The 26,056-nt window shown below is 46.0% G+C and carries 22 protein-coding genes and 6 tRNA genes; 6 read left to right on the top strand and 22 right to left on the bottom strand.

What is annotated here, in order from left to right:
* Positions 1–90: 90 nt before the first annotated feature.
* The 11 genes from QFZ48_RS15925 to QFZ48_RS15875 form a co-directional block, all read right to left on the bottom strand.
* Positions 91–161: transfer RNA gene (locus tag QFZ48_RS15925), tRNA-Trp, on the bottom strand.
* A 101-nt stretch (positions 162–262) separates the two neighbouring features.
* Entirely contained in the window at positions 263–1,450 is a 1,188-nt protein-coding gene (gene tuf, locus QFZ48_RS15920) for an elongation factor Tu (protein WP_370912179.1), read from the bottom strand.
* Between the two features lie 72 nt (positions 1,451–1,522).
* A tRNA-Lys gene (locus tag QFZ48_RS15915) sits at positions 1,523–1,596 on the bottom strand.
* 114 nt (positions 1,597–1,710) lie between these two features.
* Positions 1,711–1,782 (bottom strand) — tRNA-Thr (locus QFZ48_RS15910).
* A gap of 23 nt (positions 1,783–1,805) precedes the next feature.
* Positions 1,806–1,878, bottom strand: a tRNA-Gly gene (locus QFZ48_RS15905).
* 197 nt (positions 1,879–2,075) lie between these two features.
* A tRNA-Tyr gene (locus QFZ48_RS15900) sits at positions 2,076–2,157 on the bottom strand.
* Positions 2,158–2,213: 56 nt separating this feature from the next.
* Positions 2,214–2,287: transfer RNA gene (locus QFZ48_RS15895), tRNA-Thr, on the bottom strand.
* Between the two features lie 235 nt (positions 2,288–2,522).
* The gene (locus QFZ48_RS15890; RefSeq protein WP_079470676.1) at positions 2,523–2,822 is read right to left on the bottom strand and encodes an HPF/RaiA family ribosome-associated protein; all 300 of its coding nucleotides are present in this window, start codon (positions 2,820–2,822) and stop codon (positions 2,523–2,525) included.
* A 161-nt stretch (positions 2,823–2,983) separates the two neighbouring features.
* Positions 2,984–3,970 (bottom strand): tyrosine-type recombinase/integrase, encoded by a 987-nt coding sequence (locus QFZ48_RS15885; protein WP_429051147.1) that lies wholly within the window; start codon positions 3,968–3,970, stop codon positions 2,984–2,986.
* Positions 3,971–4,011: 41 nt separating this feature from the next.
* A complete protein-coding gene (gene rpsU / locus QFZ48_RS15880) occupies positions 4,012–4,209 on the bottom strand; it encodes a 30S ribosomal protein S21 (protein WP_079470678.1) in 198 nt (65 codons plus the stop codon).
* Between the two features lie 262 nt (positions 4,210–4,471).
* Positions 4,472–5,224 (bottom strand): XRE family transcriptional regulator, encoded by a 753-nt coding sequence (locus tag QFZ48_RS15875; protein WP_079470680.1) that lies wholly within the window; start codon positions 5,222–5,224, stop codon positions 4,472–4,474.
* A 109-nt stretch (positions 5,225–5,333) separates the two neighbouring features.
* Between QFZ48_RS15875 and QFZ48_RS15870 the strand changes: the two genes are divergently transcribed.
* Positions 5,334–5,783: a hypothetical protein gene (locus QFZ48_RS15870; RefSeq protein WP_429062956.1), complete on the top strand. Its 450-nt coding sequence runs from the start codon at positions 5,334–5,336 to the stop codon at positions 5,781–5,783.
* A gap of 93 nt (positions 5,784–5,876) precedes the next feature.
* Here the strand turns inward: QFZ48_RS15870 and QFZ48_RS15865 are convergent, their stop codons facing one another.
* Positions 5,877–6,548 carry an SdpI family protein gene (locus QFZ48_RS15865; protein ID WP_370912177.1) on the bottom strand — a complete coding sequence of 224 codons (672 nt, stop codon included), beginning with the start codon at positions 6,546–6,548 and terminating at the stop codon, positions 5,877–5,879.
* Between the two features lie 308 nt (positions 6,549–6,856).
* On the opposite strand from QFZ48_RS15865, the gene dinB reads away from it, so the two are divergent.
* The 5 genes from dinB to QFZ48_RS15840 are packed head-to-tail and all read left to right on the top strand — an operon-like array spanning position 6,857 to position 12,006.
* The gene (dinB, locus tag QFZ48_RS15860) at positions 6,857–8,068 is read left to right on the top strand and encodes a DNA polymerase IV (RefSeq protein WP_429051151.1); all 1,212 of its coding nucleotides are present in this window, start codon (positions 6,857–6,859) and stop codon (positions 8,066–8,068) included.
* A gap of 5 nt (positions 8,069–8,073) precedes the next feature.
* On the top strand, positions 8,074–10,401 hold the full coding sequence (locus tag QFZ48_RS15855) for a PHP domain-containing protein (RefSeq protein ID WP_429062954.1): 2,328 nt from the start codon (positions 8,074–8,076) through the stop codon (positions 10,399–10,401).
* Complete coding sequence (locus tag QFZ48_RS15850; protein ID WP_429062952.1) at positions 10,398–11,033, top strand: hypothetical protein; 636 nt, start codon at positions 10,398–10,400, stop codon at positions 11,031–11,033. Before QFZ48_RS15855 ends, QFZ48_RS15850 begins: the two co-directional genes overlap by 4 nt.
* 41 nt (positions 11,034–11,074) lie before the next feature.
* Entirely contained in the window at positions 11,075–11,530 is a 456-nt protein-coding gene (parS, locus tag QFZ48_RS15845; RefSeq protein WP_370912174.1) for a type II RES/Xre toxin-antitoxin system antitoxin, read from the top strand.
* A gap of 17 nt (positions 11,531–11,547) precedes the next feature.
* Positions 11,548–12,006, top strand: a complete 459-nt coding sequence (locus tag QFZ48_RS15840) for an RES family NAD+ phosphorylase (RefSeq protein WP_429051155.1) — start codon at positions 11,548–11,550, stop codon at positions 12,004–12,006.
* A gap of 48 nt (positions 12,007–12,054) precedes the next feature.
* Here QFZ48_RS15840 and QFZ48_RS15835 read toward each other — a convergent pair whose 3' ends face one another.
* From QFZ48_RS15835 to trpS, 10 genes are all read right to left on the bottom strand, one after another.
* The gene (locus QFZ48_RS15835; protein ID WP_370912172.1) at positions 12,055–13,377 is read right to left on the bottom strand and encodes an aspartate kinase; all 1,323 of its coding nucleotides are present in this window, start codon (positions 13,375–13,377) and stop codon (positions 12,055–12,057) included.
* A gap of 78 nt (positions 13,378–13,455) precedes the next feature.
* Positions 13,456–14,529, bottom strand: a complete 1,074-nt coding sequence (locus QFZ48_RS15830) for an Ldh family oxidoreductase (protein ID WP_429051157.1) — start codon at positions 14,527–14,529, stop codon at positions 13,456–13,458.
* 11 nt (positions 14,530–14,540) lie between these two features.
* A complete protein-coding gene (locus QFZ48_RS15825) occupies positions 14,541–14,855 on the bottom strand; it encodes a DUF3467 domain-containing protein (protein WP_079470689.1) in 315 nt (104 codons plus the stop codon).
* An 82-nt stretch (positions 14,856–14,937) separates the two neighbouring features.
* On the bottom strand, positions 14,938–15,435 hold the full coding sequence (locus tag QFZ48_RS15820; protein WP_429062950.1) for a lipid-binding protein: 498 nt from the start codon (positions 15,433–15,435) through the stop codon (positions 14,938–14,940).
* Positions 15,436–15,459: 24 nt separating this feature from the next.
* Complete coding sequence (locus tag QFZ48_RS15815) at positions 15,460–16,947, bottom strand: SusD/RagB family nutrient-binding outer membrane lipoprotein (protein ID WP_429051160.1); 1,488 nt, start codon at positions 16,945–16,947, stop codon at positions 15,460–15,462.
* A gap of 19 nt (positions 16,948–16,966) precedes the next feature.
* Positions 16,967–20,173: a SusC/RagA family TonB-linked outer membrane protein gene (locus QFZ48_RS15810; protein ID WP_429051161.1), complete on the bottom strand. Its 3,207-nt coding sequence runs from the start codon at positions 20,171–20,173 to the stop codon at positions 16,967–16,969.
* 693 nt (positions 20,174–20,866) lie between these two features.
* A complete protein-coding gene (locus QFZ48_RS15805) occupies positions 20,867–22,942 on the bottom strand; it encodes a ComEA family DNA-binding protein (protein WP_429062948.1) in 2,076 nt (691 codons plus the stop codon).
* A 90-nt stretch (positions 22,943–23,032) separates the two neighbouring features.
* The gene (locus tag QFZ48_RS15800) at positions 23,033–23,827 is read right to left on the bottom strand and encodes a hypothetical protein (protein WP_429062946.1); all 795 of its coding nucleotides are present in this window, start codon (positions 23,825–23,827) and stop codon (positions 23,033–23,035) included.
* Between the two features lie 372 nt (positions 23,828–24,199).
* A complete protein-coding gene (locus QFZ48_RS15795; RefSeq protein ID WP_079470695.1) occupies positions 24,200–24,835 on the bottom strand; it encodes a deoxynucleoside kinase in 636 nt (211 codons plus the stop codon).
* 48 nt (positions 24,836–24,883) lie between these two features.
* Positions 24,884–25,891, bottom strand: coding sequence for a tryptophan--tRNA ligase (gene trpS, locus QFZ48_RS15790; protein WP_429051165.1), 1,008 nt, complete (start codon positions 25,889–25,891; stop codon positions 24,884–24,886).
* Between the last annotated feature and the right edge of the window lie 165 nt (positions 25,892–26,056).

Genomic DNA, 26,056 nt, shown 5'->3' with positions numbered 1-26,056 from the left:
TAACTATTTATGGTCAATTGTTTAAAGCCTAAAAATGGTTGACTTGTTTTCTTGTAACAACTCAACCATTTAATTATTTTCTAAACCTTGCACGGGTACTAGGATTCGAACCCAGATCAAAGGTTTTGGAGACCCGTATGCTACCGTTGCACCATACCCGTGTATAAAGCCATTAGCACTCAGCTTTCAGCGCCAGCAAATATATAAATAAATGTTGACATTTAACAGCCAAAGCTAATGGCTTTTAATATAATTCAGATGCTTACTTCAGGATTTCAGTAACCTGACCTGCACCTACTGTACGACCACCTTCACGGATAGCGAACTTCAGACCTTTGTCCATAGCGATAGGCTGGATCAGTTTAACTGTCAGGCTAACGTTATCACCAGGCATAACCATTTCAACACCTGCTGGTAATTCAACTTCACCGGTTACGTCAGTAGTACGGAAGTAGAACTGAGGACGGTATTTGTTGAAGAACGGAGTGTGACGGCCACCTTCTTCTTTGCTCAGTACGTATACTTCGCATTTGAATTCAGAGTGAGGTTTGATAGAACCTGGCTGGCAGATAACCATACCACGACGGATCTGAGTTTTCTCAATACCGCGGAGTAACAGACCAGCGTTATCACCTGCTTCACCTTCGTCGAGGAGTTTCTTAAACATCTCAACACCAGTACAAGTAGATTTCAGTGGTTCTTCCTGCAGACCTACGATTTCAACGTTCTCACCAACTTTGATGCGACCGCGTTCGATACGACCTGTAGCAACTGTACCACGACCAGTGATAGAGAATACATCTTCTACTGACATCAGGAACGGTTGATCAACCGGACGTGGAGGCAGTGGGATGTAAGTATCAACAGCTTCCATCAGTTGGTCGATAGCAGCAACCCATTTTTCGTCACCAGCGAGTGCGCCGGTTGCAGAACCCTGGATTACAGGAACGTTATCACCGTCAAAACCGTTAGAAGACAGCAGATCACGGATTTCGATTTCTACCAGTTCCAGCAGTTCCGGATCGTCTACCAGATCAACTTTGTTCATGAATACTACGATACGAGGTACACCTACCTGGCGAGCCAGCAGGATGTGCTCTCTTGTTTGCGGCATAGGACCATCTGTAGCTGCCACCACGAGGATAGCACCGTCCATCTGAGCAGCACCGGTAATCATGTTCTTCACATAATCCGCGTGACCAGGACAGTCAACGTGAGCGTAGTGACGAGCAACTGTCTGGTACTCAACGTGAGCTGTATTGATAGTAATACCTCTTTCTTTTTCTTCAGGAGCAGCATCGATCTCATCATATCCTCTCTTCTCTGCCAGACCTTTATTTGCCAAAATTGTGGTAATGGCAGCAGTCAAAGTAGTTTTACCATGATCCACGTGGCCGATGGTACCAATGTTTACGTGGGGTTTATCCCGCTTGAAGGTTTCTTTTGCCATTGTATTTTCTTTTTAGATGGTTTGTAAAGATTGTATTGATTGTTGTTTTAAAAAAACGGTTTTACAAACTTGTACCGTTGATGAGAATTGAACTCATGGCCTTCCCTAAATAAAAATGGGTTGCTCTTCCATTGAGCTACAACGCTAAGTTTTAATTTCGGAGTGCAGAATTTACAAATTCGAATTCCGAAATTCGAATTTTATGGAGTTTGTTGAGGCGATTGAAAAATTCACTACAACTATTCTTCTAAAATTCAATGAGCTGTTGAAGAGAATTGAACTCTCGACCTCTTCCTTACCAAGGAAGTGCTCTACCCCTGAGCTACAACAGCTTGAAAAATTGCTTTAAAATACGAGCGGGAGACGAGGTTCGAACCCGCGACCTACAGCTTGGAAGGCTGTCGCTCTACCAACTGAGCTACTCCCGCATTTTTTAATTCACTAAGCTTCCGGCAAACAACACTGCAACTTTCCACTTATAGAATTATTAGAATAAAAATAAGAGCTTTAAAGGCTGTTGTACCACAGGTTAGGGTATGCTGTCTACTACTTCTGAATTTCTCACCCTCTACTCAACAACTATGTTCCGCCTCTGCGAAGGGCAAAAGCGGAACACGCTGTTTTGTGGGCAGGATAGGATTCGAACCTATGAAGACGTAGTCAGCGGATTTACAGTCCGCCCCATTTGGCCGCTCTGGAACCTGCCCTAACTATCTTTTGATTTTGTCATCCGGCTTAATAAACAACCAAATAAAAATCGATGAGCCAGCAGAGGGATTCGAACCCCCGACCCACTGATTACAAATCAGTAGCTCTGGCCAACTGAGCTATGCTGGCATCTTTCAAAAAACATTCTTTCAATAAAGTAACTCGTTGAAAGAGAGCGCAAAATTAAGAGATTTTTTCAATTCTCAAAATCTTTTTTTCAGTTTGTTACAAATATCTAAAAATTTATCTGCTTCCCCGAAAACGCGCTACCATAAAGAACTTTGCTACCTTTACCAACCCTCTTTTTGAATCGGGATGGCAAAGGTAGCAAAGAGATTAATATTTCCAAAATTATTTCAGAGAATTATTGAAATTTCTTTTCCTTCTTTCTTTTTACCTGCTCAACGAGGGATTCAAAGGCAAGGTCGAAGGACTCTTCGAAGGATTTGGACTCGTGCTTAACAAACAGGTCCTGACGGGGTATTCGGACTCTTATCTCGGCTATTTTATCTTTAATTTGATGCGCTAAATTATCCACTTTTAAAAATACATCCACGCTAATGATACGGTCATAAAAAGTGTTCAGTTTCTGAACTTTCTTGTTCACATGATCTATCAATTTGGAATCAGCATCAAAATGCACAGTTTGAATTTGTACGTTCATAGCACTAATTTTTTAAATATTTAACAATCTAGGTTCTAGTTAGTAAAGGAAGGTCATAGGCATTCTCTTTTAGCATAATGAACTTGATTACTAATATAGTCACTTTTGCAATGCAATGCTGTTTAGCTGCGTAATATTTTGTTAAAAGCTTAAAATAACTGCTACGCTTTCGGGTGCGCCTGCTTGTACACCTTCTTCAACTGCTCAATAGTATTATGCGTGTAAACCTGTGTGGCTGCGAGGCTCGAATGCCCCAGCAACTCTTTGATCGCATTCAGATCCGCACCATTGTTCGCAAGGTGTGTGGCAAACGTATGCCGTAATATATGTGGACTCTTTTTCTTTAAAGTGGTAATCTGGTGCTCTGTGAGATACTTCCGCACCGTCAGGTATACATATTTAGGATATAAACGGCGGCCGCTCTGCGGATGCACCAGCAATACCCCGCTCTCAAACTCCTCCAGGCAACGGCGCTTCTCATCCATGTATGCACGCATCTGTGCCAGGAGCTCCGGACTAACCGGTATGATCCGCTCCTTGCCCCCTTTCCCCATCACCTTCACAGATTTGTTCCCCTCATCTACCCGGAATTCCTGCAACGCAATCAATTCCGACAAACGGATACCCGTCTGGTAAAAGATCTCAAAAATAAGCCGGTGCGTAATGCCTTCGAAATCATTGGCAAAGATGTGCAGGGCGGTGACTGAAACCGGGCTCACATTGTCTTCCAGCGCCTGCATCCCCTTCTCCTCAATATAGCCGGGCAAACGACGGCTGATCTTGGGCGCAATGACCTTAATCATAGGCGACTGTTTAATCAGGCCCTGACGCAGACAGAATTTGAAAAAGGACTTAAGTGTGGAGATCTTGCGGTTAACACTTTTGGCGGTCATGGCATCTTCCATGAGCTTCGCCAGCCAGCTACGGATCATAATATGACTGAGGTCCCCAACCGGCGTACTGCCATAACTGAGGGTCACATAATCAAAAAACTGGAAAAGATCGTTGCGATAGGCAGTGCAGGTGTGCGCTGAATACCGTTTCTCGAGCTGGATATAGGATATGAATCGCTCTGCTAAGGAATATAAAGCTTCGTTCAACACAAAAAGATTGATGATTGTAAAGTTATTAAATAACCTTACAATCATCAAATATTTTGAGTTGCCAACGGCTTATCGCCTAAGCAATATTAATCTTCAAATTTACCTGTTGCCAACTGCTGTTTGTAAACGGCTTTTAACACCTGGTTACGACGTTTAACAGATGGTTTAGTAAAAGACTGGCGCGTTCTCAGCTGCAATAAAATGCGAGCTTTCTCAAACTTCTTTTTATATTTTTTAAGCGCCTTGTCTATGTTTTCGCAATCTTTAGAATCAATGATCAACATAATTTTTGCCTCTTATTTTTAGGAACGCAAAGATAACACAAGATTTGTAAAAAAACAAAAGACCAAAAGAATTATTCCATTTCCCTGCCTTCCTCTCCATAAAGATCACCCAATCGGCCATAAAACTCCGGAACCGGTGCGAGGCGTCCGCAGGCACAAACAGGAAATCACCGCCCCCAGCCTTTACGAAGGATATAGCATGACGGCTGGACCGGAAGCACATAAGCACCTCCGGTCCAGCCGCTTGTATAATAAACTCAATTTAGTCCTTCAACTTCTTCTTCAACAGGCTTACCTGGTCCTGCAGGTGGCTCACCATATCCGCCAGGTGGTTTACACTCATCCGGCTTTGTTGTCCTGCTTTACTGATCACGGCATCCGACTGCCACAATTCCAGCACTTCCTCCATATCCACGCCGTAAGGCTCAAACTGCGGATTGTCAGACACCAGCGTAATCTTCGATTTGGAACGGTTGTTTTTCAGGATCCTTTTAAAAACAATGCCTTCACGGGAGGTGATCACCACATAGGTTTCATTGTTCTTGATCTCATCCCATCCTTCTACCTTGTGGCAAACGATTACAGAACCCGAGGTAACCGGCAGCATGGAATCTCCCGCTATTTCAAATGCCCTGTAATCACCCGCACCCAGCATGGGCAGTGTGAACGTGTTCAATTCCTCGATAAACTCATCATCATTATAACCGGCCAGGTAACCGGCGGCCGCTTTTACCGGCACAAACTGAATCGCCTGACGGGAACTTCCCAGCTTGAGCTGCCGGCGCTTCTCCAGGAAATTATCTTTCTGGGAGCCAAGATCACGACGAAGCAGATCATCAATAGACACCCGGAACATATCACTTACCTGTTCCAGGATCTCTGTACGGGGTTCTGCACGCTCCTCCTCATATGCACCCAACAACGAACGCTTGATACCGAGTTTATCGGCAAACTCTTGCTGCGTCCAGGCTTTTTGCTTACGCAGGTATTTCAAATTCTGACATACTACGGACATAACCTAAATAATTTAGTACCTTGCTAACAAAATTAGCAAATATTTTTATGAATTACCAAATATATTCGGGGCGCTTCGCTTATTTTTGCCCGGTAAAATCCAACTCGATATGTTAATAAACTATGTACACTCGTTCTTAAGATGGGCTATATTGCTGGCAGGGCTCTGGGCGGTTATCCGCTCCCTGAAAGGCGTAACAGGCAAAACACCGTTCACCGCAGCAGACAGCAAAGCCGGGCTTTTCTTCATGATATTCTGCGATTTGCAGCTGGTAGTAGGATTGATCCTGTTTTTTATGAGCAAAACTGTTCAGACAGGCTTAGCTGATATGGGAGCTGCTATGAAAAATCCTGCTGTAAGATTTTTTACGGTAGAACACGAAGTAATGGCCATCATCGCCATTGCACTGGTACATATTGGTAAATCAAAAATAAAGAAAGCAGCCACGGATGCACGGAAACATAAACTGGGGCTGATCTTCTTTGGTCTTGCCTTCATCGTTATACTGGCCCTTATCCCATGGCCTTTCCGGGAAACACTCGGCAAAGCCTGGTTCTAAGCCTTTTCCGGTGAATCCGGCAACTGATAAAATTAAATGGCGCCCCTGTCAGGGACGCCATTCCTTTTTCCGATGTATTGATTGACCACTGAATTATCCTTTATCCTTATTATATAACCTGAAGGAATAAATATAGGGTAATGCCGCCAGTACAATCGCCGCAAAAAATATGATAAATACCCCGGTGATAAGCGAGAGGAAAAATCCGGCTATGATAATCACCACACCAGCGCTGATCCACAGATTACTCGCCATCTGATGCGTTTCCATCCACACCTCAGGGCTTTGCAGGGTCCACGGCGTTCTCACCCCCACATAATTATTCGGCTTCAGCTTGCGCAGGTAGGCACCTATGCCCACAATCAGCAAACCCACACCTATAAAGGCCCAGCGCTCCATGATAAACGGCTTGCCCTGGCTGACCAGGAAAATAATAATACAGGTAAACACTGCCTGGTAAGAATGGATCAGAAAGCGGATCCTGTAATACTCTTTATGCTCCATCTCAATGGCAGACGGCCGCAGCTGCGTTTCGCCGGCACGCGGAATATAGCGGAACAGAAAATAAATCAACCCATTCGTGAAAAAGAGAAAGATCATCAGCAGCAGGAAGTCATTTTTTGTCCCCATCTCAGGAGAACCCGCCGCATTAACAGTATTGGATAAAACAACTGGTAAGTCTTTAAAGACAACCGCCAGATAAACCATCGGCACCAGCAGCAAAGCGAGGATAAGTAATTCCCTGGTAAAATCCGGTTTTTTCATGTGAGATCAGTTTAAATGTTCTCATACTCCCTGTTTTCCTTCATTCCCATTCTCTTATCTATTACATATTGATTGCCAGATATGTTGTACTAAAGTTACGAAAATTGAACCGACCGGAAATTTCAATATTTTTTACTAATTTTATTAGCATTACTAAATAAATTAGTAACTTCACTCCACATATAAAAGTGATCCCGGCTGGCAGGCCTGCTGCTATACTATCCTCCCTCTGCCCGGTCCGCCATCCGTAATCGCTTTTAACAGCCTGCCCTGTTCCGTCCTTTGTTTATCCATAAACCATTACCAGTATGATCACTTTACAACAGCGAACAATAGCGCACTTCGACCTGGACTGCTTCTTTGTATCAGTGGAATGCCAGCGGGACAGTCGCCTCCTCGGTAAACCAATCCTGGTAGGCGGCAGCAGTGATCGTGCGGTAGTAGCAGCCTGCAGTTACGAAGCACGGCGGTATGGTATTCATTCCGCCATGCCCATGAAAACCGCCCTGCGGCTTTGCCCACACGCCATTGTACGCAGCGGGGACATGGAACTGTATAGCACCAAATCCAGGGAAATCACGGAACTCATCGCCGGAAAGGCACCGCTTTACGAGAAATCATCTATCGATGAATTTTATCTCGACCTCTCCGGCATGGATAAGTTCTTTGGCTCATTGAAATGGACTTCGGAACTACGGAAAACCATCATGAAAGAATCCGGACTGCCTATTTCGTTCGGACTCGCCTCCAACAAACTGGTTTCCAAAGTAGCCACCGATGAAGCCAAACCTAATGGTCAGCTTGAAATCCTGTTCGGAGAAGAAAAAAATTTCCTGGCGCCGCTGGCGGTAGAAAAGATTCCAATGGTAGGCCGTGAAACCGGCGCCCTGCTGAGGCGCCGAGGCGTAGAAACCGTAAAGACACTGAGCGAAGTGCCCATCTCCCTGCTGGAAGCATGGATGGGAAAAAACGGAATAGCCCTCTGGAGAAAAGCCAATGGAATCGATGAATCGCCGGTGGTGCCTTTTTATGAACAGAAATCTATCTCGACGGAAAGTACATTTCCCGCAGACACGATCGATATGCAATTTCTCCACGCCGAACTGGTGCGTATGACGGAGAAAATTGCATTCGAACTGCGGCAGCAAAATAAACTGACCGGCTGCATCACCCTCAAAATCCGGTACTCCGATTTTGAAACCGTCACCAAACAAATGTCGATCCCCTACTCCTGCGCGGATCATGTGTTGCTGGAAAAAGTAAAAGACCTTTTCAAAAAACTGTACGACCGCCGGCTGCTCGTTCGCCTCATAGGCGTGCGCTTCAGCCACCTTGTACATGGCAACTACCAAATCAGCCTGTTCGACGATAAACAGGAAATGATCGCCTTATACCAGGCCATCGATCAGATTAAAAACCGCTTCGGATGGGAATATCTCATGAAAGGAACCAACGTCATACCACCCGGGAAGAAAGACCTGCACACCCCGAAAAAAGATATCATGCCATACTTTAAATAAACATCATGTTCCTTAACTGCAAAACATTTTTCAGCCTGCGCTATGGCACCATGCACGCAGAAATGCTGGTGCAAAAGGCGCATGAACTGGGCATCGGGTCACTTGCGCTCACCAACATCAACATCACCTCCGACGCCTGGGAGTTCGTAGACCTCTGCCGTAAACACGATATTAAACCTATACTCGGACTGGAATGCAGAAACGGAAACGATTTTAAATATCTCCTGCTGGCACGCAACCAGGAAGGCTGGCATCATATCAATGTTTTCTTATCCAAACACCTGCAATCCGAAAAACCTTTTCCCGATCAGGCGCCCGTTATCCCACACACCTGGGTGATTTATGCGCTGGGAACCCGCGCCCCTGAAACATTAGCGCCCCATGAGCTCATTGGTGTAAAGCCCTGGCAACGCAATAAATTATTCAGAACAGCTACCACTGCCCTCCGCGATAAACTGGTGATCCTTCAACCCGTCACCTTCCAGGACAACACCCATTATGAATTACACCAACTGCTGCGCGCCATCGATCAGAACATCCTGATCACGCAGCTGGAACCAGCCATGACAGGCCATCCGCAGGAACAATTTGTTACGCCCGCTTCCCTCGTGGAACACTTTGCAGATTACCCGTATATCGTACAGCGAACAGTGGAAGTGATGGAAGCATGCCACATAGAAATGGATATCCATCATTCCATCTCCCGTAATAAAAAATGCTTCCTCGGCAGCGTGGAAGAAGATCGCGCAAAGCTGCGGGAGCTTGCACTGGAAGGCATGATGTACCGCTACGGCCAACATCATGAAGAAGCCCTTCAACGGATCGAAAAAGAACTGGCTATTGTAGCGCAACTAAATTTTGAATCTTATTTCCTCATCACCTGGGATATCATACGCTATGCGCAGGAACGCGGATTCTTTTACGTAGGCCGTGGAAGCGGTGCCAACTCCATTATTGCCTACTGCATAAAAATTACAGATGTAGATCCCATAGAACTGGATCTTTATTTTGAAAGATTTCTGAACCCTTACCGTACTTCGCCTCCGGATTTTGATATCGATTTTTCATGGCGCGACCGGGATGAAATTATCCAATATGTTTTTGACAAGTATGGTTCGCAACATACGGCCCTGCTGGGCACCGTGACCACCTTTCAAACCAATGCCGTGATCCGCGAACTGGGAAAAGTATATGGTCTTCCCAAAAAGGAAATCGATAAAATCCTCGAAAACGGCTTCCAGGTTAACCTGGAAGCCGACAGCATCCACCAGAAAATAGCATACTTCAGTAACCTGATGGATCAGGAAAAAGCATTCCCTAATCATCTCAGTATTCATGCCGGCGGCATTCTTATCAGCGATGCGCCTATTCACCAGTTCTGCACCACCTACCTGCCACCCAAAGGTTTTGTAACCGCACAACTGGATATGTGGCAGGCGGAAAGGATAGGGCTGCATAAATTTGATATCCTCAGCCAGCGTGGTCTCGGGCATATCCGCGATGCTATTGATATCATCAAAAAAAACCGGGATGTGGATATAGACATCCATGATGTAAAAGCCTTCCAGCTGGATCCGCTGGTGCGTAAAAACCTGTCCGGTGTAAATACCATCGGGTGTTTTTATATAGAATCGCCTGCCATGCGGCAACTGCTGCTGAAACTGGGATGTGATGATTACCTTACCCTGGTGGCGGCAAGTTCTATTATCCGGCCTGGCGTAGCGCAATCGGGCATGATGAAACAATACATACATCGCTACCGGCACCCCGAGGAAGTGGTTTACCTTCATCCTGTTATCGAAGAACTGCTGAAAGATACCTTCGGTATTATGGTATACCAGGAAGATGTTATTAAAGTAGCGCACAAATACGCAGATATGGAACTGGCGGATGCCGATAGCCTGCGAAGGGCTATGGCAGGGAAATACCGCGGGTCCAATGATTTCAGGGAAATACAAAAACGTTTCTTTGATAACTGCGAACGCCTGCAACGCCCGCCGGAAGTATCTGCAGAAGTATGGCGGCAGATCGCCAGCTTCGCTAACTTCTCCTTTTCCAAAGCCCACTCCGCCAGCTTCGCAGTGGAAAGCTACCAAAGCCTTTACCTGAAAACCTATTTCCCCGCAGAGTTCATGGTGGCTGTTATCAACAACTTCGGTGGCTTCTACAACCGGGAATTATATTTCCGGGAATTACTGAAAACCGGGGTAACACTGCACCCGCCTTGTATTAACCACAGCGACTATGCCACTAATATTACCCGCCGTGAGGTGTACGTAGGACTGATCCATGTAGAGGGACTGGAACAATTACTGGCAGAAAGAATATATTGAAAGACCGCGAACAGTATGGCCCGTTTCTGCACCTGGAAGATTTTACCAGCCGGATTTCGCCGGGCCCCGAACAGCTGGAAATACTGATCCGCATTGGTTGTTTTAATTTTACCGGCTACACTAAAAAAGAACTGTTGTGGAAAAGCAGCTTGCTGGTAAGCAAGAAAGAAACCAATCCACACAGCATGTCTTTGTTTGGCAATACCACTACTGTTAATTGTGAACTGCCCACCCTCGCTTATCACGCCCATGAAGATGCCTTTGATGAAATAGATCTGCTGGGCTTCCCTCTGCAATCACCTTTTAAAGTATTGCAGCACGATCAAAGTGCGTATATGCCTGTCCGTGAGTTCGGAAAGTATATCGGTCAGCAGGTTACCACACTTGGCTACCTGGTAACCAACAAATTTCTGCGGAGCAGCAAAGGTGAACCGATGTGCTTCGGCACTTTCCTTGACCGCGACGGCGCCTTTCTGGATACCATCCATTTCCCGGACAGCCTGCGGCAATATCCTTTTCAAAAGGGCGGCTTTTATGTGCTGCAAGGCAGGGTAGCGGAGGAATACGGCGTGATACAATTGGAAATCAATAAGATGTGGAAGATTGGTTATTTTGAGGATAAAAAAACATAATCCCGACAATTTGTTGTATTTTTGTGACAAATGTCGGGTGTATGAAACATGTAAAAGGATACCGCGTGCAGGAAAATGCATTATTAATAGTAGAACAGCCAGGAGGAGCGGCGTATATTGCCAGCAGTGGCTACTTTGATTTTATACAGCTTTCCCGCAGTGGAATTATTAAAAGAGCTTTATTAAATCTGAGCAGGCAGCTGTCTTTTTCTTTATCAGAACTGGCGCAGGTAGTACATGTGTCAGAAAGAACGCTGCAGCGCTATGCAGACGACGAGAAATTGTCTGCCGACACGTCTGAACGTGCCATTTTACTCTCTCAGCTTTACCAGCGTGGTACCGAAGTATTCGGCCAGCTGGAAAACTTCAAGGAATGGATGAGAACTCCGTTACCTGCCTTCAACTATCAAACCCCTATTTCGCTGTTAGATACCACCTTTGGGTTTCAGCTTATCCAGGATGAGCTGGGGCGCATTGAACATGGCATCTTTGCATAATTTACGAAACCATTAACATGGAAGTATACAGGATCAGTAAGTGCGCTTACATCAATGATCTGAGTGGAACAGGTGCGCGCCTGTATGGCGGCCGCTGGAACAGCCCGGGGCATGCTATTGTGTATACTGCCGGCAGCCGGGCGTTATCGGCGCTGGAAGTACTGGTGCACATTCCGCTGAAAAACATAGTACAGGATTTCTGCATTGCTACCCTGCAGATTCCCGATGATATCGCCATCAAAGTACTTACCAAACATGATCTGCCATCCGGCTGGCAATCACTGGCGCCCTCACCGGAGCTGCAATGCATTGGAGATGAGTGGATAGATACGGCTAAGTACGCAGTGCTCCGGATTCCATCTGTAGTAATTGCAGATGAATATAACTACCTGATCAACCCGCTGCATCCGGACGCGACAAATATTACCATCCTGAATACACAGCCGTTTGTATTTGATCAGCGGTTAAAAAAATAAAAAAGCAGCGAAGTAATCTCCGCTGCTTTTTTTATCTGAAGCTTTTTTCTATTCCAGGCCAAATAAGCCCTTATTCAGCACCTGCAATGTTTTCTCTTTAAACTGACCATTGATCAGGATAGAAATGTTATGCCTGCTGCCACCATAGGAAATCATGCGTAAAGGAATTTCTTCTATCGCATCAAATAATTTGGTGATAATGGAAGGAGTAGCCGCCACTTCGTTACCAACAATGGAAACGATTGTCTGATGATAATCCAGTTCCACGGTACCAAACGGTTGCAGCTCTTTCAGGATCTGATCGAGGTACTGCTGGTTATCGATGGTGATAGATACCGCTACTTCCGAAGTGGTGATCATATCGATCGGGGTGCGGTATTTCTCAAATATCTCAAAAATCTTGCGGAGGAAGCCGTACGCCAGCAACATGCGGCTCGACTTGATCTTAATAGCAATGATGCCGTCTTTTGCTGCAATGGCCTTCACACCGTTGCCGTTAGGCATTTCGGTAATGATGGTACCTTTTGCTTCGGGTTGCATGGTATTCAGCAGTTTCACCGGGATATTGAAGTGCTGTGCAGGCCAGATAGAAGCAGGGTGAAGGATCTTGGCGCCGAAGTAGGCCAGTTCCGCTGCCTCGTCAAATGACAGCTGCTCGATCGGAAAGGTTTTGTTCACCACCCGCGGATCATTGTTGTGCATACCGTCGATATCTGTCCAGATCTGGACTTCATCTGCCTGGATAGCCGCGCCGATCAGGGATGCGGAATAATCACTGCCACCACGTTTCAGGTTATCCACTTCGCCTCTGGCATTGCGGCAAATATATCCCTGGGTAATAAAAATACGCTGGCCTTTATGCTGGCTGATCAGGTTAGCCAGTTTAATTTTAATCTTTGGAATTTCCGGTTCTTCGTATTCGTCGATGCTCATGAAATCCAGCGCAGGTAACAATACCGCAGGAATTCCGGCTTCTTCGAGATATACGCCAAAAAGACGTGTAGACAATAATTCTCCCTGTGCAAGGATATCTTTATTCAGTGCCTCATTGAAAGATATCTTCAGGATGATGTTCAGAAATTCGAAGTGTTCATCAACAATAGCCTTGGCATTTGCGCGGCCGGCTTCCTTCTTCACCAGGTCGTTGCAAAAGTTCCGGTAGTGGCTTTCCAGCTTGTCTATCTGCTGTTTTGCCTGTTCCTTCTTACCTTCTGACAGCGACTGACTGATTTCCACGAGGGAATTTGTGGTGCCTGACAGTGCAGACAGGACCACAATTTTCTGATCATTATCTGCTGTGATCAGTTGCGATACCGACTGCATACGCTCTGGTTTTCCCACGGAGGTTCCACCAAATTTTAACACTTTCATCTGAATGTATATTTTGCTTTAGCTACCTGAAACGCTGCATCAGCCTCATTCCGGGCGTTTTTTATGAACGATTGTAAATTAAAAATTCAAATTAAACTTAGCGGCAACTTCCTGCATGTCCTTTACCACGGCCGCTATTACCGGGATACCCTTTTCCAGCCGCTCGTGTTGCATTTCTCTTTCAGGATCTCCGGGGATCAATACTTTCTTTCCGGCTACCGGCTCTGCAGCACGGAAGCGGTTGATCCAGGTATCCATATTGGCCTTGAACTCATCTGCCGGCCGGAACGCATCTACACGCATAGCGCCAAAGAAATGTCCCAGGCCCTCTCCTACCGGATCCGGCGCCAATGGGAGAAAGCTCACAAAAGGCGGCGCCCACGGGCCATAATTGGCGCCTGAAAGAACGGCCGAAAATATATCAACAATTGCTCCCAAACAATACCCTTTATGACTTCCGTGCTCACGATCGCCGCCCAAAGGCAGCAAAGCCCCGCCACTCTTGAGTTCATGAGGATTGTTACTTGGGTTCCCTTCTTTATCCTGGATCCATCCGTAAGGAGCTTCTTCATTTTTACGCTGCAGGATCTCCAGTTTCCCGTTGGCCGCAGTGGTGGTGGCAAAATCCGCCACAAACGCCGGCTGCTCCTTTGCAGGAATAGCCACTGCAATGGGATTGGTACCCAGCATACGCTCAGTGGAAAAGGTAGGCGCTACCAGCGGACTGGCATTGGTCATGGCCATACCAATCATATCCTGGTCCAGTGCCTTCATAGCATGATAACCTGCAATACCGAAGTGGTTGGAGTTTTTCACACTTACCCAGCCGGTACCTACGGCAGCCGCCTTCTGCATGGCTATTTCCATTGCGTATGGGGCTACTACCAGGCCCAGGCCTGCATCTCCGTCAATAACCGCCGTACTGGGCGTTTCATGTACTATCCGGATATGGGGTGTAGCGTTGATCCGCTTAGCCTCCCATAAACGAACATAGCCCGATAAGCGGGCTATTCCATGAGAATCGATACCTCTCAAATCTGCCGATACCAGCACTTCACTGGCCAGGGCTGCATGTTCCAGGCTGCACCCCATGTGGATAAATACTTCCCTGGTGAATTCTCTCAAATGATGATAAGAAAAAATATGTTCCATCTGTCAACAAGTTAGGCCTGAGCGGTAGGTCCGCCAAAATTCAATGGTACAGATACCTGCTCCTGATCCTGAATGGGGCCGTGTACAGATTCGTATTTCTTAATATTATCAAGCATGGCTTTCATAAAACGCTTGGCATGCTGCGGCGTGAGTATGATACGGGATTTCACCTTAGCCTTTGGCAGACCGGGCATCACGTTCACAAAGTCTACCACAAATTCGGCATTGGAATGAGTGATGATGGCGAGATTTGCGTATTGTCCTTCGGCGATTTCTTCATTCAACTCTATGTTAAGCTGATTCTGTTCTTCATGCTGATTTTCCATGTTGTATGATTTAGCCGTACAAAAATAGAAAAAGAGGACTCAAATGAGCCCTCTTTTTTTATAAACAGCGGATTGACCGGGATTAATAGTCGTCTTCGTCGAACTTGGTACGCAGGATACCCGCCACTACGTACTTCTTGCCGGGATCGGAAGATATTTGCAGTTCCATGTAAATACTGTCCGTTATGTGCCCGCCCTTCGATTTTCCGCCGTTGGGGAGAACTTTTCCGGCAGTGATGGTAACGGTCGCGTCACTATTTTCGTCCTTGGCGTTGGTGGCGCTGAAGGTAAGATCAGACAAATTCACGTCCACCTTCGACTGGAAGTCGAATCCCAGTCCTGCATCCTGTATCCACATCTGCTTGCCATCATCGGCAGTGGTGTTAAATGTATTGATCTGCACATGGTCCCCATCGATCTGCGGGGCGCCGTTGAGCGACATGGTTACCCACCAGGTACCGGCCATTTTCACTACCTGCGTATTCTTTACCTCCGGCAAATCCTTTTCACAGGAAGAAAAAAGAACGGTAGCCACAAGCAGTAATCCTATGATATATTGTTTATTCATTATTGTTCTCATGGTAATTATTTTAAACCGTTAACATTATAAAGCCCACCAAACCTTTTGATAAATAGGTACTTCCGCTGGTGTATTACTATTCCGGCTCCTTTCCACATCCGGGAATACCAGGCGTTTAGGGAACTTACCAACGCCGGTAACACCATTACGGGAATATACCAGCTGGCCGGGGATGTAGGACGGATCAGTGGAATATACCGGGCTGTATTTAGGATAACCTGTTCTGTTTTGTTCCAGGAAGCCTTCCAGCGCATGTGTGCCGGGGAAAGAAGCCCATTTCTGTACAATGATGGCTTCGAGCTTCTTATCAAAAGTAGCTCCGGTTGGGTAAGCATATACCTTTCCGGGCAGAAGGAAAGTATCAGCACTTAATTTAAGCTGCTGAAATGCGGCCTGCACACCTGCATCATAATAGGCTTTTGCTTTAGTGCCACCGAAATAACGCTCATCTGCCTCTGCCAGCATCAGGTTGGCTTCAGCCCTGGATATCAGGTATGCAGTATCAATAGCTGTTTGCCTGTAGATAGCAGATTTATTGTAAATGGGAGACAAACTGGTGAAATCACCCTGGTTAATGCCATAATAAACACCGCTTGCCGCGCCCGGCGCGCGGAATATTTTGGTTATCCGCGAATCTTTATTTTTCTGTAACCACGATAACATGGTGTAACTAGCCCGGATATTGGTAGTCGTATTCAGGCTGCGGATATTTGATTCGTATAACGGATTGTCTTGACCCGGTGCATCTTTAAAAGTACTGTAAGAAGCATCTACATCTGTAAGGAACTCAGCGCCGCTGTTAATCAGCTCCATGATCTTTGTTCTTGCCAGTGATGGATTTACATTCACCATACGCAGGTACATTTTCAGTTTCAGTGTATTCGCAAACTTTACCCATTTATCCATATCTCCCTTATAGATAATATCCTGTGCTGCATTCTCATCAAGGATAGTAACGGTCAGATCTTTTGATAAGGCAATATCCAGGTCTCTCAGCAACCAGGAGTAAATGCTATCTCCACGGTCAAACTTCGGCTGCAGTTGGTTTAACCCGCCAAACGCTTCCTGGTAAGGCACCTGGTCGTACAGGTCTACCAGTATCTGGTAAGAATATGCCTTCATCACGGTTCCCATCAAACCAAAGTTATAATCGTGCAGGCTGTCGCACAATTTGAGCATCAGGCTGTAATCCTGCAGTGCGCCGGAAAACATCTGCGTGTACAACGCATTGTAGTCCGTCCGCTGGATATTATACGCATCAATTGTTTTGTACTGGTTGGAGGCGTTGCTTTGCGTCCAGTATTGCGCCCAGATACCACCAATAACAGCGCCATCGGTGCCGGCGCACGATATGGTAGACATTACCGCCGGCGGGAACAACACATAAGGTGTAGCCTTCTCTAACGGCGGATTATTCGGATCGTTGTTGATATCCAGGTTCTTCTTGCAGGAAGCGCCTAACAATAGCACTGCTGAAAGTAGGAGGAGAATATATTGATTGTACGTTTTCATGATATCAGAATTTAAAAGATTAGAAGGATACCTTCAATGAAACACCATAAGACCTGGTAGTCGGCATGGATCTGAATTCACCAAACTCACTGTTCAGGTCATTACCATAGTTGGATACTTCGGGATCAATGAATGTATTTCCTTCCGGCGTCCACACAAACAGGTTGCGCGCAAAAACAGTCAGCATGAGATTGCTGGCAGCAATTTTTCTGGCGGCTGATGAAGGCAAACTGTAAGAGAGCGTGATATCACGCAGTTTCAAAAAGGTTTTATCAATAATACGCTGTGAATAAGCGCCGCCTTTATTGGTAGTATGATACCAATAAGCATCATAATTATAATCTGTGAGCGGAATGGTATTTTCACCATATACCGGTTTGGCCTGTGCATCCGTACCTACCTGCATTACAGAGTTAGGCACCACAAAGGCTCGTCTGTCGTTATAAGTAGTTAACAAGGCGTTACCCACGAAGTAGGTCAGATCAGCTGTACCAGAGTAGAACACACCGCCTTTTCTCCAGTCGAAAGAGAAGCCCAGCGTTAAATCTTTATAACGGAGTGTGTTTATCAGCCCCATGGTAAAGTCGCGCTGAGAGGTACCATAATAACCGTCGGTATCTGCCGCCTTAGGCAAGCCGGTAGCATCCACAATTATTTTTCCATCCGGTGTGGTAGCAGGTACCGGTGCATAAAATACACCCAGTGGATCTCCCTTACGTGCAACAAATTTTGCATCGTAAGCGAAATTAAGCACTACCTGGTCCAAACCTGCAGGAAGCTCCTCTACTGTATTGCGGTTACGTGCGTATGTGTAGTTCAGGGTCCAGGTAAAATCTTTTGTTTCTACCGGTATGATGTTAACAGATAATTCTATACCCTTATTCCTCACTTTACCAAAGTTCTGCGTAATACTCGCATAACCGGAACTCGGCGTGGTAGGCACCGCCAGGATCTGCCCTTTGGTGAGTTTGTTATAGTAGGCAATATCAAAACCCAACCTGTTCCGCAGGAATTTTACTTCGCCACCTAATTCATACTCATTACTTAACTCAGGAGCAAGATCGGGATTACCGATGTTGTCACCTACTGTGTAACCGGGGATACCATTAAAAGGAAAATCCAGTGTACCAAATGGAAGATCTATGATCTGTCCGGTAGATAAGGTGGTTTTAGTGAGATAGGGACCAGCATCGTTACCTGTTTTACCCCAGCTGGCGCGCAGTTTCGCAAAAGAAACACCGCGGTCATCCAGCTTCAGCGCTTCTGATAAAATGAAGGCAGCATTCACCGCAGGATAGAAATAGCTGTTGTTCTTTTCCGGTAATGTAGACGACCAGTCGTTACGGGCATTCACCGTGAGGAACAGGTATTCGCGGAAGCCTAGGGTAGCCTGTCCGTAAAGGCCATAAATTCTGCGTCTGAATTCCTGTGTTTGTGACACCGGTGTATTGGGTGAGTTGGAGATCACATAGAAACCGGGAATGGCGAGGCCTTTCACAGCCGAAGTGAATATTTTTCCTTCCCGCTGGTTAACGTTAAAGCCTACCAGTCCATCGATAGTAAAATCTGAGCTCAGTTTTTTATTGGCAGTGAGCAGGAGATCGGAGTTGAACTCACCCCTGTAATCGCTGTTTTCCCTTACATAACCAACGTCCTCTTGCCGCTGCGATCCTTCCACATTATTACCATCATTCCAGCTGTCGAGTGATGGCCTGTTTTTCGCCTTATAGGTTTTAGACTGGCTGTTGGTGATATCTGCACCAAGGCGCCATTGTACACTTAACCAGTCATTGATACCATATTTAAGGTCAATGTTTCCGAAGATCCTGTTGCTTTTCAGGTTATTCCCATTTTCATACAGGGAATAGTAAGGATTCTCCGCGTAAGGCGTGAAGTAGTTATCAACGTTGTAATATTTGTTTTTGTAATCCTTAAACTGGGAAATGTTGATATCTACCGGGATCTGGATAATATCCTCAAACAAGGAAGAACCGAGTCCGGATTCACTGCGGGTAGATACTGCTTTCGCATTTTTATTTACGTAGTTAAAGGAAGCAGAAGCAGAGAACCTGCCGTATTTTGTAGAGGCTCTTGCAGAGAACGTATTTCTTTTATAAGAATCTGCGTCAGTGGGCAGGATACCATCGCTGTATATATTTCCATAAGACAGGAAGAAAGTGGATGTTTCATTTCCTCCGCTGATAGAAATGGTGTTGTTCAGTTCTTTACCGGTAGTGAAATAATCGCGTACGTTATCATCTACAAAAGAAAATGGCTTTGTTAATGACACACCGTCCACAGGTGCGCCCCATTCGCGGTTTTCGCCGGTCAACCGCGGACCCCAGCTACCATTCTCTGAGAGAATAAAAGTACCGCCCCATCCCTGGCCAAACTTTTCCTGCATGGTTGGCAACATGCCTACATTAGAAAAAGTGGCAGCAGAGGCCACATCTACTTTAAGTTTTCCGCTCTTACCTTTTTTGGTAGTGATCAATACCACACCACTGGCGGCCCTGGAACCGTAGATAGCGGTGGCAGCGGCGCCTTTCAAAATGCTGATTGCTTCAATATCATTTGGGTTGATGTCATTGGCATTATTACCAAAGTCGTAACCACCGTTGTTGACTCCTTTTCCATCAACGCTGGAACCGGGACGGTCGTTGTTCAATGGCACCCCATCTACTACATACAGTGGCTGGTTGTTACCCTGCAGGGATGAATAACCACGGAGGATTACTTTATTGGATGCGCCCGGAGCGCCGCTGGTGGTGGATATTTCAGCACCGGCAATTTTTCCGGATAAACCATCCATCATACTTACAGGCGCTACCCTGTTAATTTGTTCTGTAGCAAAATTACTGGTGGCGTAACCAACGGTTTTCTTTTCACGCACCAGTCCCAAACCAGTTACCACTACTTCCTGCAGGTTCTTGTTATCTGCAATGAGTGTTACCTGGAGATTTGAACTTTCTCCCACGGTTATTTCCTGGGCTTTATATCCAACGCTTCTTATTACGAGCACGGTAGCGGCACCGGGCACACTCAGGTTGAATACGCCATTGTCATTGGCGGTGGTACCTGTGGTGCTGCCTTTAATCTGGATGGTGGCAAACGGAACCGGATTGCCATCGTTGCCCTTAACGGTACCTGTAACCGGTCGCTGCTGCGAGTAGGCCAGGTGAATGATTGCCATAACCATGGCAAAAAGGAGGAACCCCTTTTTCATAAAAGTTTCAGATTTTGGTTGAAGAAGAAATGCATCGGGTCTTATAAATGCTTACCTGGCAAACAATTGCCGGTAGCTGCTTCCGGATAAGATGTTTTATTTATTGTTGTATCATATTAGCACATTAAAATAATAGCATAAAAAATCCATATCATGTCTTTGTAAGCATGACTAACCATACAGAATACCATTCGGTTCTGTAGTTACAGCAAACAATCATCGCAACATACGGTCAGGTATATTGGCGACCGGCTATGTAAAAGGAGAAGTGTTTTTCTTCATAAACAGTTCTGATTTTGGTTGTACAAGTCAATAATAGATCAACATGTGTTCTCTCGTCGGTAAATTGTTGTATTCGCTCGCTGTTGACAAACAGCTAATGATCTCAATTTCAGGAATGGTTACGTGCCTGTTATAGTTTAAATCGGTAAAAGCCTTACTAAGTCTCTCGTTGTGTCTTATTGATTTGAATCATGACAAGTATCCTGCTGCGGGTTTACAGCCATTATCACAAGCTTTTTTTCTTGCAGAAAGGTCTTTCTCATAAAGCAAATCAGATTTAGATTTTGGTTGACATCCACAAGTTAGAAAAAAAAAGTAAATCGTGATACATCTACTTAACATTATTTTAACAGCAGATAATTTTATCACCATAACAAACTGATAATCAACTTATAACCAGCTTAAAAAATTTCATTTTCCTGCTATTAAATATTGCAGCTGAAATTGAAGCAATGTTTTCTTATCTCCTGCAACAACGTCATTTCCGCTACCAATACGGGTTTGACCAGGATACCGGCTCTGATGGCAACGTGCCCAGCATGCCAGCCGCCGGCTTACTTTCCATTTTATGTTGAGATAATATTGCCAGCCCTCACCATACAGCTGCGATACCGCGTTTTCGTATAACACACTGCTTTCCGTTGCATATATCCTGCTATCGTAACTGCTGGTCTGAAACCGGGATACCCTGCCGCCGATTGATACAGGCAAATGTATAAAACGGTAACTGGCATCCTGGTAAATCATCCATCCCTGCTGCATATCCCCTGCCACTTCGTAACTGCTGTATTCTATCCTGGTTTTAACGTCCAATTGCTTATTTACTTTTATACTCCACTGAAAACGTATGTGCCTGGACGTTACCTCTGCCGGTACTTTGACCGGGTTCTCCGGCAGCAACACGTTCTCTGCTCCCTGCCGGTAGTTGTAACGAAGTAACAGGGTCATTGTTTTCCCGGGAACATAGCTTCCCTGCACAAAGAAGTCCTTGCCATAAGAAGGCGCATTACTCCGGTACTTCAACCAGGGAAAGTGAAACACATCTGCATATGCATCCGCCTTTAAACGGGATGTTATTTTCAGGGTAACTGCCGTGTATATTCCCTGCTCATTAACGGTCCGGTAGCCATCCCCGAATCCTTTGGCATACAGCGACTGGTAGCCTTTATCATAATACCGGTACGCGATAGCCACATCCACCGCAGGCGCTACGCTGGTCAGCAATCCCTGAACTATGGCAGGTTTGCCGTTACTGCTTACTGCTGCCTCCCCGAATAAGTGCACATTTTTCCAGCTGCCGGAATAATCAATACTGGCAGCCGTCAGCTGGTTACCATTAAAGTCGAATTGATTATAGGGCGCTGTTTCCTTTTGAAGTACCGGCGTTAAATGATGGCTGGTTACGTTTCCTCCCACCTGCCACCGGGCAGCCTGGTAGCGGATATTTCCACCAACGCTCACCTGTTGTACCTGTCCGCGTTTGGCTGCTTCTGTGACCGTGCGGTGGTAACCACTGCTGATAATACCGGCTGCCGTTACTTCGTCCATCAGTGTGTCTGTACTGGCGTCCTGTTTACGGAAAGAGGCAAAGGCGGTCAACTCCCAACGTTTTTGTTGTAACGTAACAGCAGCTCCCCTGAAAAAATAAAACTCTCCCGGCGAGGTGTAAGGCCGCAACACTTCTCCTTCCCGTTTTACCTGCATCACCGATGCTCCTTTACCATAAGCCTGGCCCTGCCAGTTCAGCAGGCCCTGTCCCATACTCACCGCATAATCGCCCAATGCCAGGGCTTTTATTTTCCGGTAGTTCCGGATAAAAATATGTGCACTGTAAAAATCAAATCCCTGCTTTTGCGCGCCTTTAAAAAAAGCTTCCCCGGCATCTTTCTCCATCACGATCCCCCAGCTCATATACCGGGGAAAGCTATAACGGTAACGCATAAACACTTTTTCCGGGCTTCCCCTGTAGGCAGGTAAGGTGCTATCGGTGTGCAGGTACCCCTTTGCTTTCTCCGCTGCGCGGGCATAACGCAACAGGAACGAATGATCACCCTTCTGCGTATAATCCCGTAAAGTATAATGTGGCGCCAGGTCATCGCCTACCGTTACGTAAGGCAGTACGCGCAGGATAACATCCGGTTCAAAACCCGGCACCGCCTGTAGTTCATAAATACTGAGCAGATCTCCCAACAGTGCGCGGTACCGCAAAAACTGGCTGATCTGTAAAGGCGTGAGCAGCCCTATTGACTGCAACGTCGCTTCATCTGCTGTATTCAATTGGATCTTATGCCGGGCCAATGCATTTAAAGTTTGCCATTGCGCATCATCCTCCGGTACCGTTTCCGTACCAGCCGCTTCGTTCTCAAGGTTATTTTCCATTGCCTGCGGCAACGTCTCTTCCTGCTGACGGGCCCACGCTTTCCGCCCGCCCAGCAGCAGCAACAAACAACCGGTGATGCCGCAAATCGCCGAGCGGATAGTTGCCATATCAATAACATTGAAAGTTTAACTTCCCTACGTGATCTCCGGTAAAACCAAAGGCCACGCCTGGTTAACAAGTCCATAAACTTATACGCATCACTCCATCCCCGGTGGTGGAGAAAGCTGCCATATCAATGAGGTAACGGGCGTAATACCCAGTTGCGGATGAAACCCCGCAGCGATATCTATCCGCAGGGATCTCAGGAATAATATCACTGCCGCACTGTTATAAGCCTGACCGGATGCAATACCCATTTCCAGCGCCAGCTGCCGGATAACCCGGTAATAAGCCGATGCCTTGACAGCAGTAAATGCACCCATAGAAACCACTTCACCTGTTAACAGGAAATCGCGCGATGCTTCAAAACCGAGGCCGCCACTATATAGAACAGACGCGTCTGCGGGTTTATACACATGAAGGCCGCCATGCCACTGCTCACTGATATGCCAGAGCATTCCGCCGTCAAAGCTGATGTTACCGGTCGTCCCCAACCCTTGCACACTGGTGGTCTCATAATTAAACTGCAGCCCGATACCGGCCCGCCTTCCCAGCTGCATGCCATACGCGCCACTCAGCCGCTGCTGGTGCCACGCTGCATTGCCCAGCCGGGTAATACTTCCGCCGAAAGCGCCTGTACCCGCAGGAATAGCCACCATCGCAGCATACAACGAAGCCTCTTTTAACATAAACCGGTTCTCTGTATAAATACCCGCTGCAAAAGAAGATAAACAGGATAAGCCGGCAGGATTATACCAGGCGGATACCACCTGCTGGAAATGCCGGCTGTAACTGCCGCTGCCAGTGTTCTTTCCAACCGGCATTAACAATGGTTGTGCATACAACAGCGCTATCCACCACGTGAATAAGACGGTTAACAATAATTGTTTCATCAGGGAATTGGGTTTAACAATAAAATTCCGCGGGCTAACGGGTTAACTACTTGTTGCCGGCGAATACAAAAATAAGCAGCGGAAAAAATAGAAGTGTTAATGAAACATAAACGCGCGAGGTTTGTCTTTCTCAGGATTACGCTGATTATATTGATTTTAAGGATTTGAACATTTTGGATTTTAAATGATTTTGGGAGATACAAGCGGATATTTTCGCTTATAACTCCCAAAAAATTTATAAAAAAAGTAAAATCAAAAAAATAAAATCAGGTATCCGCCTACATCTCCCAAAATCATTTAAAATCCAAAATGTTCAAATCCTTAAAATCAATATAATCAGCGTAATCCTGAGAAAGACAACCTACGCGCGCGCTAAAACAAGCCGTACAACTGTGAATCGATCCGCGAAATAATTTCGCCCAGGTCTTCATCGCTCTCGGGGAATTTATTCTTATCAATATCAATGATCAGCAACGGGCCTTCTTTGTATTTCTCAATCCAGTTGTTGTAATATTCGTTCAGTCGTTTCAGATAGTCGAGCCGGATGTTTTCTTCATACTCCCTTCCCCGCTTCTGTATCTGCGCTACCAGTGTAGGCACAGATGCCTGCAGGTAGATCAGCAGATCCGGTGGTTTCACCATGCTTTTCAGCGTTTCAAAAAAGTTGAAATAATTATCAAAATCACGTTTGGTCATCAACCCCATTTCATACAGGTTGGGCGCAAAAATATGCGCGTCTTCATAAATGGTCCGGTCCTGTATAACGGTTTCTTTTCCGTTCTGCACTTCCAGCAGCTGCTTTAAGCGCCCGTTCAGAAAATATACCTGCAGGTTAAACGACCAGCGGGGCATATCTTCATAAAAATCGTTCAGATAAGGATTGTGCTCCACATCTTCATACTGCGGATGCCATTTATAATGCCTGCACAACATTTCTGTCAGCGTGGTTTTGCCGGCGCCGATGTTTCCGGCGATAGCTATATGTTTGATCTTATTCTGTTTTGCCATGCGATGTGAGGTGGTTAAAACTGAAAATAGCTACAGTTGGCGACTTTTTCAATAATAATTTATACCAATAAGTTTTTTCGCCTGTTGCAAAGTTTGTGCCGCATTCGCTCTGGCCTTTTCTGCACCGGCTTTCATAATCTTCTTCAGGTAGTCTGTATTCCGCTGTAACTCTTTCGCCTGCTCACGGATAGGAGAGATAAACTTCACCATGTCTTCACCCAACTGCTTTTTCAGATCCCCGAAACGGATAGTCCCGGTATTCTTCCATGCTTCTTCGTAGAAAGATACCGCATCCGGTACAGACACCAGTTTCATCAGGTCCAGCAGGTTTTGTACAGAATCAGGCACCGGCGAGCCGGGTTCACCGGAACCACTGTCGGTTTTAGCCTTTTTGATTTTGTTGATGATCTTATCATCCTCATCTGCCAGGTATAATGTAGCCAGTTCATTCTCACTTTTACTCATCTTGCCGTTACCATCCAGGCTGGGGATACGTACCAGGCTATCGCCATAGTTGAACGCCTCCGGCTCGGGGAACAGGTCACCATAACGGTGATTGAAACGCTGGGCGAAGTTACGCGCCATTTCCAGGTGCTGTCCCTGGTCCTTACCCACCGGCACTTTCACCGCGCGCTGGATCAGGATGTCCACACTCATGAGCACCGGGTAGGTAAGCAGCCCTGCATTCACGTTTTGAGGCTGCAACCGCACCTTATCTTTAAAAGTAGGTACTTTCTCCAGCTCACCTACATAAGCCAGCATATTCATCAGCAGGTATAATTCCGCAATTTCGGGCACGTCGCTCTGCACATACAGGGATACCTTTTCAGGATCCAGTCCGGATGCGATATTCTCTGCCAGTACCCGCATCACGTTCCCCGGAAGATCTTTCGGATCGGGATGGGTGGTCAGCGAATGCCAGTCTGCCACAAAAAAATAGCAGTTAAAATCTTCCTGCATCCGGATATAATTACGGATAGCGCCAAAATAATTGCCTAAATGCAAATAACCGGTAGGGCGTATGCCGCTTACCACAATTTCTTTTTCAGTAGCCATAACAGGGCGCAATTTAAAGAATAGGTTTTAGCTTTCAGCCATTAACACCGGGCTGTTTTGTAAAAAAAACGCCAAAAGCCAAAAGCAGATGATCAAAAGCACTTTATTCTGTCCGTTTATCCCTAATTTTGAGATACTATCATATTTACCATTTATATTTCATTA

The sequence above is a fragment of the Chitinophaga sp. W2I13 genome (assembly GCF_050434005.1).
Taxonomy (GTDB): Bacteria; Bacteroidota; Bacteroidia; order Chitinophagales; family Chitinophagaceae; genus Chitinophaga.
Note: the sequence above shows the minus strand (reverse complement) of the source record. Positions and strands in the feature narration are given on the sequence as shown.